Consider the following 8,770-nt stretch of genomic DNA (forward strand, 5'->3'; position numbering starts at 1 on the left):
GAAATTAAGAAACACTTTCCAGATTTTACAATCGATTATGAACCAGATTTCCGTCAAAAAATTGCAGATTCTTGGCCGGCCAGTATCGATGATAGTGAAGCTAGAAAAGATTGGGGTTGGAAAAATGATTTCGATATGAAAAACATGACTCTTGAAATGATTAGTAAGCTAAAAGAAAACGTTTATTAGTTTTTTGAAAAAGACTCCTTGTCATTTCGACGAAGGAGAAATCTTAAATTTTAGCTATGAGATTTCTCCTTCGTCGAAATGACAAAAATGGGTTTTTACTTCTTTTTTAGTTTGTCTATCAAAGCGTCTTCAATTGGTGCTTTAACTTTAATTACTTCGTTCGTGTTGTCGTTAGGAATCGTCATCGATAAAACATAGTGTTTTATTTTCCATTCGCCTTTTATTTTTTCTAGAACTCCTGAACCACGACAAATTTTCATTTGGGTGTTTAATAACTCATCAAACCAAGCAGTTTTTCCTGATTTATCTAGATAAACATGACGTTCTAGCGCTGTAAAACTCCACGCTTTGCCTTTGTCGAAATACGGTTTTGCAAAAGCCATAAACTCTTTTTTGTTCCAGTTTTCGGTGGCATCAGTGCCAATGTATATGGCATCATCAGTCATGATGTTCATATAGTTATCAAATTTTGCTTCGGCGGCGGCTTTGTGCCAATTGTCTAAAACCGAATTTATCTTTGCTGTTTCTTTGGTTTGGGCTTGTGTTAATGAAGAAACGAACAGAATTATTGAAAGTAATTTTTTCATAGGTTAGAATTTTGAGGTACTAAATTAATCAAAAAATTTAAAAGAAGTTGGAATGTTGAATTATAGCCCCGATTACAGTGAAAATCCTTTTCTTTTTTCCTTTAAAAAAGAAAATATTGAAACGGAAAGCGGGAAATGATTTGAAATGAAACGAAAATGTTGTGCTCCTAAAATAGAATAATCAAAAAAGTTAATTAAAGTCTATTGTAGTTTATTAAGACTACCTTGTGCCGTTGCTTGTCTATTCAGGTAGTCAAACAATCTTATGGAAAATAGTTTTGAAACACTCATTGCCTCTTATATTGAAAATAAAGTTGGCATCTCTCAACACTTTTTGAGTGACGAACTAGCCAACCACCTCAAAGAAAATTTACTTTCTCTGCATCACAACAATAAATTGCTTACGGCAGGAACTGGTAACGCCGACAAGCTAATACACAACACGGCGATACGAAACGATGTGATTTATTGGCTCGACAAAAAGAACAATAACGCACACGAAAATGCGTTTTTTGTACAAATAGAAGCTTTTATAGACTATCTAAATATTTCTTGTTATGCAGGAATTACAGGTTATGAGTTTCATTATTCTTTGTACGAAACAGGAAGTTTTTACAGGAAACATTTAGACCAGTTTCAGGATAATTCGAGTAGACAATTCTCGATGATTAGCTACTTAAACGCCAACTGGCAAGAAAATGATGGTGGCGAATTATTAATTCATCAGTTAGATAACGATCAGAAAATATCGCCTACGCAAGGCAAAACGGTTTTCTTCAAAAGTAACGAATTGGTTCATGAGGTTTTGGTCACCAATGAAAGACGCATGAGTATAACGGGTTGGTTGAAGCGAGATTGATTTTAAAAACTTCTAACTAAGAATATTTTGTTAATAATTTTGTGCTTATTTCAGGAAACTTATTTAAGTTTTCTATATAAATTTTACTTTTCATTGCTTTGATGTGATTTTCAATTTTTCTAGCTTGAATAATATCAATACAATTTATTTGAAAGTACAATCCCCAATCATCAGTAATTTTAGTATAAGCTTTTTGAAATTCTTTATTGTTATGCCAAAGTAGCCTATTTTCTATATTAGAAGTTTCTCCAATATAAAAGGAATCTGTTTTTCGGGAATATAAAACATATACAAAATGCATATAATTTAGATTTTTTTGTAAAACAAAAAAGCCAGTCTTACGACTGGCTTTTTAAAAAGCTCCCTCTCTTGGGCTCGAACCAAGGACCCTCTGATTAACAGTCAGATGCTCTAACCAACTGAGCTAAGAAGGAAACTGTATATTTTAATTTTCATTAATTTAAGAACTTTTGCTCTAACCTTCCGATAGCTATCGGAATGAGCTAAGAAGGAAAGTGTTTTTCACTTTTAAAGCGGTGCAAAGATAGTGCGTTTTTTATTATTTGCAAATAAAAACGTTACTTTTTTAGAAAAAATTCTTCATTATTATAGCATAGATGTCTTTCCCGAAGGTTAAAGCCATTAAACTCAGCAAGATAATCATTCCTACGGTTTGAACTCTTTCTGCTGCTTTTATGCTTAAAGTTTTACCTGTAATCATTTCTGCAATGGTAAATATAGCATGCCCACCGTCAAGACCTGGAATGGGCAACAAATTCATGAATGCCAATCCTATCGAAAACATAGCCGTAAAGCCCCATATAAACTCCCAGTTCCATTCTTTTGGCAAACGCTGCGTGATTCCTATTGGACTCATTACTTGCTTGTAGGCTCCAGTTTTAGGGCGTAGAATTAATTTGAACTGTTTGATGTTATATATGAATTGAACGTAAGATTCGTTTACGGCAGCTGTGAAGGAATTTCCAAAACTTAAATGATTAATATTTATAAACTCATTTTTAGTTTCTAAATCAAATTCTATTCCTATTTTCCCTTTCTCATCAACCTTTAAATCTAAAATTAATTCTTTGTTGTTTCTTATAACACCAATTTGAACTGTTTTGTTTTTATATTCATTAAGCTTATAACTAAATTCTGAAAAGTGATCTAAAAAATGTCCGTTTACACTAACAATTTTGTCTCCTTTTTTTACTCCAGCGGTTTCCGCATTTGAATCTTTAGTGACAGATTTTAAAATAACATTATCTAATTTTATTTTTTGTGAAACACCAACTAATGTATCTAGTGCTGAATTTCCTTTTTTATCTATTACAATTTCTTGAGCTACTAATAAGGTATCTCTTTTTAAATTCAATAAAATTGTTTGATTTTTAATTTTGCGTAACGAATCTAGAAACTGATAATAATATTGAAACTTAAAATTATTAAAACCTAAAATTTGATCTCCTTTTTTTATATTTAATGCTACTTTTTGTTTTGAATTATCTACGGAATCTATAAATTTTGTTGACAATTCAACTTTTGGTGCTATGAAATTTTTTCCTTCTGTACCTAAGATTTTGCTTTTTTGTTCATCAGATATTGTAAATATTTCCCTTTTACCATTACGTTCTACCTCAATTTTATCCCCTAGCAAGACATCAATAATCATTCGATTAAATTTTACTTGCGATTTCCCGTCTACACTAATTATTTTATCACCATTTCTAAAACCCGCATCAATTCCCGCTTCCCCAAATGCTAATCCGTTTTTTTGATATTTTTCAGTCGAAGGGTATTTCTGTCCAACGGTACTAAACAAAATCGTATAAATAAAAATAGCCAGAATAATATTTACTGTAATTCCTCCCAACATAATAATTAAACGTTGCCAAGCCGGTTTAGAACGAAACTCCCATGGTTGTGCTGGTTGTGCCATTTGTTCGGTATCCATGCTTTCGTCCATCATTCCGGATAGTTTTACATAACCACCTATAGGTAGCCAACCAATTCCCCATTCGGTATCGTTTATTTTCTTTTTAAACAATGAAAAACCAGCATCCATAAAAAGATAGAATTTTTCAACTCTAACTTTAAACATTCTTGCGGTAATATAGTGCCCAAACTCGTGAAGAATTACAAGTACAGAAAGTATAAATAAGATTTGTGCGATTTGTATTAAAGTATCCATTTAGTATTTTTAATTTTTTGTATAAAAAACAAAAGTAAGGTTTTCACCTTACTTTTTTACAATATATGTGCCGAGATTATTTTTTTAAGAAATTTTTATGAAAAGCACCAGCGGGAGTTTCAATTTTTACAATGTACATTCCTGTTGAAAGACCCGAAACATCGATTTTATTTTGAGTTGTTTCTAATGTTTTTTGACCTAAAGCATTGTAAAAAAGCACTTTGTTTAATATCATGCTTTGAGGTAAATCGATTGTTAATTCATTTACAACTGGGTTTGGATATATTTGAATTGCGGTATCAAAATTAAAATTATCTATCCCAAGCGTTGCTGTACTATTGCGAGAAATAATATTTTTATTCGGGTCGAATTGCACGCCAGTAATTGTAAATCCTACTGGAACTACAAAGTTTTGTCCGTTAACTGTATTTTCTAAAACCACATCTAATTGTTGTCCAGAAGCTCCTGTTAATCTAACTGGAACTGGCATTTCAAAAAACGAAACTGATGCATGTGATTGTGTTTGACTAATTTGAACTGTTGCTTGACCAATTCCGGAATTATACGCATTTATAGTATATGTTGGATAACCTTCGTTATAAACCCAGTCATCAAAAAATCCTTGTAAACTACTGCCATAAACCGTTTCTAAATGTGCTTGAAATTGTGGTGTAACTGCATAAGCATAAGCTAATGTAGGATCCGATAAATAATTCCTTAACGCCTGAAAAAAGTTAGCATCTCCCATTTTAAAGCGTAACATATTTGTAACCATAGCCCCCTTATTATAAGTCATTTGACTGCTAAAAATCCTACCTACATTTGTTAATTGAGCATCTGTTAAGTATAAATTGCCCCCAGGAGTGGATGTAATACTATTTATTTTATTTGATTTCCAAGTTACAAAACTAGCAGCTCCATCAAGGTTTTCTACAACGCAACCCGACATGTATTCTGTTATACCTTCATTAAGCCAAATGTCTTTCCAAGAACCGCAGGTTATTTTGTCGCCAAACCATTGGTGTGCCATTTCGTGAGCAATTAAGCTTCTGCTCCAGCCTCCCATAAAGGAAACCGTTGTGTGTTCCATTCCGCCACCCCATCCAAACTGGGCATGACCATACTTTTCGTTTCTAAAAGGATAATTCCCAATTATAGTTTCGTAGAAATTTATAATAGTTGGTGTAACGGCTAAACTTGTTATTGTGCTTGTGGCGGTTTCCGGATAAATATAATTTACAATTGGAAAAAATGGACTTCCAACCGTTCCTAACCCCCCTTGTTGATTGTGAGTTTGATAATTAGTAACCGCAAACGCAATTAAATAAGCAGGTATAGGATAATTATGATGAAAATGAGTGGTTGCATTTGCGCCATTTATTGTTCGAGATTGTTCTAGTCCATTTGCAGCAACAATGTTTGCAGAAGGAGCTGTAATATAAATATCTACAGCTGTAATTTTATCGTTTAAATCTTGTTTGCAAGGCCACCAATCGCGTGCGCCATATGGTTCAGATAATGTCCACATAACTGGAGTGCCACTGTGTGTTTCGGCAGCAAAAGCACTAAAGCCACTTACTGGAGGAGCTCCTGAATAAATAATTTCAATAATTGATGAGGTTCCTGTTAGTTGAGTTGTAGGCAAAGTAATGACCAATTCATCATTTGTGTTTTCTACAAATGATAAATTCGTTGTTCCCAGTTTAACCGAGCTGGCAGTTAGCTCATTCGCAAAATCGAAAGTGACTGTTGTCATATCGGATAGTGCTGTATACGTATTTGTTACTTTTCCATTTACAAAATAAATAGCTGGATCAACTGTTAATTCTAATTTTGAATGAGTTAAGTCATAATTCAATGTATTTGGATTTACAGCTAAATTCATGGTTTTTGATGCCGATTTCATTTCAGCTTCTACCATTTTTTCAAAAACAACGCCATCTGTTTGAGAAAACCCAAAGCCTGTTGTAAGAAGTAATATTAGTAAAGTAATTTTTTTCATATCAATAGAATAGTTTAAACAAACTTAAATATTTTTTACTCTTTATTGTGTTTAATGATTGTTAAATTGTTATAAATAACATATTTTTTAATCAAGTAATGACCATTTTGTATAAATACGAACAAAAAAAGCCAGAAAAAATCTGGCTTTTAATTCATAAAAACTTTATTATTTCGCTTCTGCAAAACGTCTTGCAACTTCATTCCAGTTTATTACATTAAAAAAAGCTTCAATATAATCAGGTCTTCTATTTTGATAGTGTAAATAATAAGCGTGTTCCCAAACATCCATTCCTAAAATTGGAGTTCCACCACAACCTAAGCCAGGCATAAGGGTGTTGTCTTGATTTGGAGTTCCGCAAACTTCTAGTTTTCCATCTTTTACACAAAGCCAAGCCCAACCAGAACCAAATTGTGTAGCGCCAGCTTTAGCAAAAGCAGTTTTAAAATCTGCAAATGTTCCAAAAGCAGTATCAATCGCAGTAGCTAACTCTCCAGTTGGCAAACCACCACCGTTTGGCGACATTACCGTCCAGAATAAATTGTGGTTAAAAAACCCACCACCGTTATTACGAACTGCAGCTTTAGTCAAATCAAGATTTTTTAAAATTTCTTCAATACTTTTTCCTTCAAGATCCGTTCCTGCAATAGCTGCATTTAAGTTTGTTGTATAAGCATTATGATGTTTAGAATGGTGAATCTCCATTGTTCTCGCATCAATATGTGGTTCTAATGCATCGTATGCATAAGGTAATTGTGGTAATTCGAAAGCCATAATTGTATATTTAAAATGATTAGTATATTTAAATTCAAAATTAATCATTTAACTTTGGAATTAAAATTTCAAGTAGTTATAATTTCATTAAAATATTTTTCAGGAGCTATTTCCCGCTTTACACTTCAATCTTTTCCCGGCTAAAGGAGCCAGAAAAAGGATTTTCGTTTCAATCGGGGCTAGGGCAGTTGTCATAAAACAAAATTCTCTATTTAATTCAACATTGCGAATTCGTGAAAATTCGTGAAAATTCGTGGTTATAAAATGAAAACACCTGCATTCTCTATATACAACGCATCAGCCGGTTCAGGGAAAACATACACTTTGGTCAAAGAATACCTAAAAATTATCCTCAAAGCCAAACACAACGATGCTTACAAGAATATTCTCGCCATAACCTTTACCAACAAGGCAGTTTTCGAAATGAAAACTAGAATAATAGACAGTCTTTTCGATTTTTCTAAAGACAATCCTACGGAAAAATCAATCCAATTAATGGATGATTTAGCAAAAGAGATTAATCTGAATCATTCTCAAATTAAAATCAAAGCGCAGACGATAATAAAAAATATTATTCACAATTACGCCGCTTTCGATATTTCGACTATCGATAAGTTTACTCACAAAGTAATTCGTGCTTTTGCTTTCGATTTAGGCTTGCCCATCACTTTTGATGTTTCATTAGACACCGAAAATCTATTGCAAGAAGCCGTAGATGCTATTGTTGCACAGGCTGGAGAAGATGAAGTATTAACCAAATTACTCATCGATTTTACAATGGAAAAAACCGACGACGACAAATCGTGGGATATTTCGAGCGAAATTATGAATACAGGAAGATTAATTCTTAACGAAAATTATCGAGAAGAAATACTATCACTCAAAAACAAAACCATTCCAGAATTTATTGCGCTTAAAGCAAAATTAGAAGAAACTTGTAAATCTTTAGAAAACGAAAATATCAATTTAGCGAATGAAGCTGTGCTACTTATTGACAGTCAAGGAATAGATTTAAAATCTTTTTCTAGAGAAACTTTTCCTAATCATTTGGGTTTTATTCAAAGAGGTGAACTCAAACCAACACATAAAAAGTTTAGAACTGTCGATGATATTGCTATTAATAAAAATGCAAAAGACAAAGATGTTATTGAAGGAATCGCCGACGAACTCATTTATATCTTATATAAGGTTTATAAAAACTATGAAAAGAAGGATTTCTATCAAGCCTTTCTGAAAAACATTACGCCACTTTCGTTGCTAAACACAGTAAGTAACGAATTGGCAAAAATTCAGGAAGACCAAAACATTTTGTCTATTTCGGAATTTAATAAACTGATTTTTGAACACATTCAAAACCAACCAGCACCATTTATTTACGAACGTTTGGGCGAAAAGTACAAGCATTTTTTTATCGATGAGTTTCAGGATACATCCGAAATGCAATGGCAAAATCTGATTCCATTAATAGATAATGCGCTTTCGAGTGAAGATTTGCAAGGAATTCAAGGTTCACTGATGATTGTAGGTGATCCAAAACAATCTATTTACCGTTGGCGTGGCGGAAAAGCGGAACAGTTTATAGATTTGACTAAGTTCAAAAATCCATTTAGTAATAAAGACAAAGAGGTTTTTAATCTAGAAACCAATTATCGAAGTTTCGATACGGTAATTACCTTTAATAATGATTTTTTTAAGTTTTTATCACAAAAATTTTCTAACGAGGATTACAAAGATTTATACGAAAATTACAGTTTTCAGCAATCAAATGCTAAAAACGGAGGTTATGTAAATATTTCTTTCATTCCAGAAACTGATGCTGATTTTGTTTCAGAAGAAGACGAAGAAAACATCAATAAAAATGACATTTATCTTAAAACTACTTTGCAAACCATCAGAAAAGTAGCAACAGAAGGTTTTTCATTTAACGAAATTGTATTACTTACTAGAAATAATAAACATGGTGTTTTATTGGCAAATTACTTGACCGAAAACGATATCCCAGTCATTTCGTCGGAAAGTTTATTGATAAATGCTTCATCGGAAGTAAAGTTTATACTGAACATGCTTCGGTATTTAAATGATAAAAATGACATCGAATCATTAGCCAATGGTTTGTATTATTTGGATCAAAACATTGAAGATAATATTGAAACACACGATTTTATTTA

The 8,770-nt window shown here is 32.6% G+C and carries 7 protein-coding genes, 1 tRNA gene and 1 pseudogene; 3 read left to right on the top strand and 6 right to left on the bottom strand.

Translation table 11 applies throughout. The annotated features are described in order from the left end of the window. Positions 1 to 189 (top strand): annotated as a pseudogene (locus ACHZC3_RS09115) (NAD-dependent epimerase); the annotation flags it as partial. A 95-nt stretch (positions 190 to 284) separates the two neighbouring features. On the opposite strand, the gene ACHZC3_RS09120 reads toward ACHZC3_RS09115, so the two are convergent. Further along, the gene (locus ACHZC3_RS09120; protein WP_394759556.1) at positions 285 to 776 is read right to left on the bottom strand and encodes a nuclear transport factor 2 family protein; all 492 of its coding nucleotides are present in this window, start codon (positions 774 to 776) and stop codon (positions 285 to 287) included. A gap of 265 nt (positions 777 to 1,041) precedes the next feature. Between ACHZC3_RS09120 and ACHZC3_RS09125 the strand changes: the two genes are divergently transcribed. Beyond that, on the top strand, positions 1,042 to 1,635 hold the full coding sequence (locus tag ACHZC3_RS09125; protein ID WP_394759557.1) for a 2OG-Fe(II) oxygenase: 594 nt from the start codon (positions 1,042 to 1,044) through the stop codon (positions 1,633 to 1,635). A gap of 16 nt (positions 1,636 to 1,651) precedes the next feature. On the opposite strand, the gene ACHZC3_RS09130 is transcribed toward ACHZC3_RS09125, so the two are convergent. From ACHZC3_RS09130 to ACHZC3_RS09150, 5 genes are all read right to left on the bottom strand, one after another. Beyond that, a complete protein-coding gene (locus ACHZC3_RS09130) occupies positions 1,652 to 1,936 on the bottom strand; it encodes a GIY-YIG nuclease family protein (protein ID WP_394759558.1) in 285 nt (94 codons plus the stop codon). A gap of 59 nt (positions 1,937 to 1,995) precedes the next feature. Further along, a tRNA-Asn gene (locus ACHZC3_RS09135) sits at positions 1,996 to 2,069 on the bottom strand. 152 nt (positions 2,070 to 2,221) lie between these two features. Beyond that, positions 2,222 to 3,826 (bottom strand): site-2 protease family protein, encoded by a 1,605-nt coding sequence (locus ACHZC3_RS09140; protein ID WP_394759559.1) that lies wholly within the window; start codon positions 3,824 to 3,826, stop codon positions 2,222 to 2,224. Positions 3,827 to 3,902: 76 nt separating this feature from the next. Beyond that, positions 3,903 to 5,828 carry a M1 family aminopeptidase gene (locus tag ACHZC3_RS09145; RefSeq protein ID WP_394759560.1) on the bottom strand — a complete coding sequence of 642 codons (1,926 nt, stop codon included), beginning with the start codon at positions 5,826 to 5,828 and terminating at the stop codon, positions 3,903 to 3,905. Positions 5,829 to 5,996: 168 nt separating this feature from the next. Continuing rightward, a complete protein-coding gene (locus ACHZC3_RS09150) occupies positions 5,997 to 6,602 on the bottom strand; it encodes a superoxide dismutase (protein WP_394759561.1) in 606 nt (201 codons plus the stop codon). A gap of 264 nt (positions 6,603 to 6,866) precedes the next feature. On the opposite strand from ACHZC3_RS09150, the gene ACHZC3_RS09155 reads away from it, so the two are divergent. Next, the coding region (locus ACHZC3_RS09155) for a UvrD-helicase domain-containing protein (RefSeq protein ID WP_394759562.1) at positions 6,867 to 8,770 on the top strand (1,904 nt) is incomplete at its 3' end.

The organism is Flavobacterium sp., from assembly GCF_043720215.1.
Taxonomy (GTDB): Bacteria; Bacteroidota; Bacteroidia; order Flavobacteriales; family Flavobacteriaceae; genus Flavobacterium.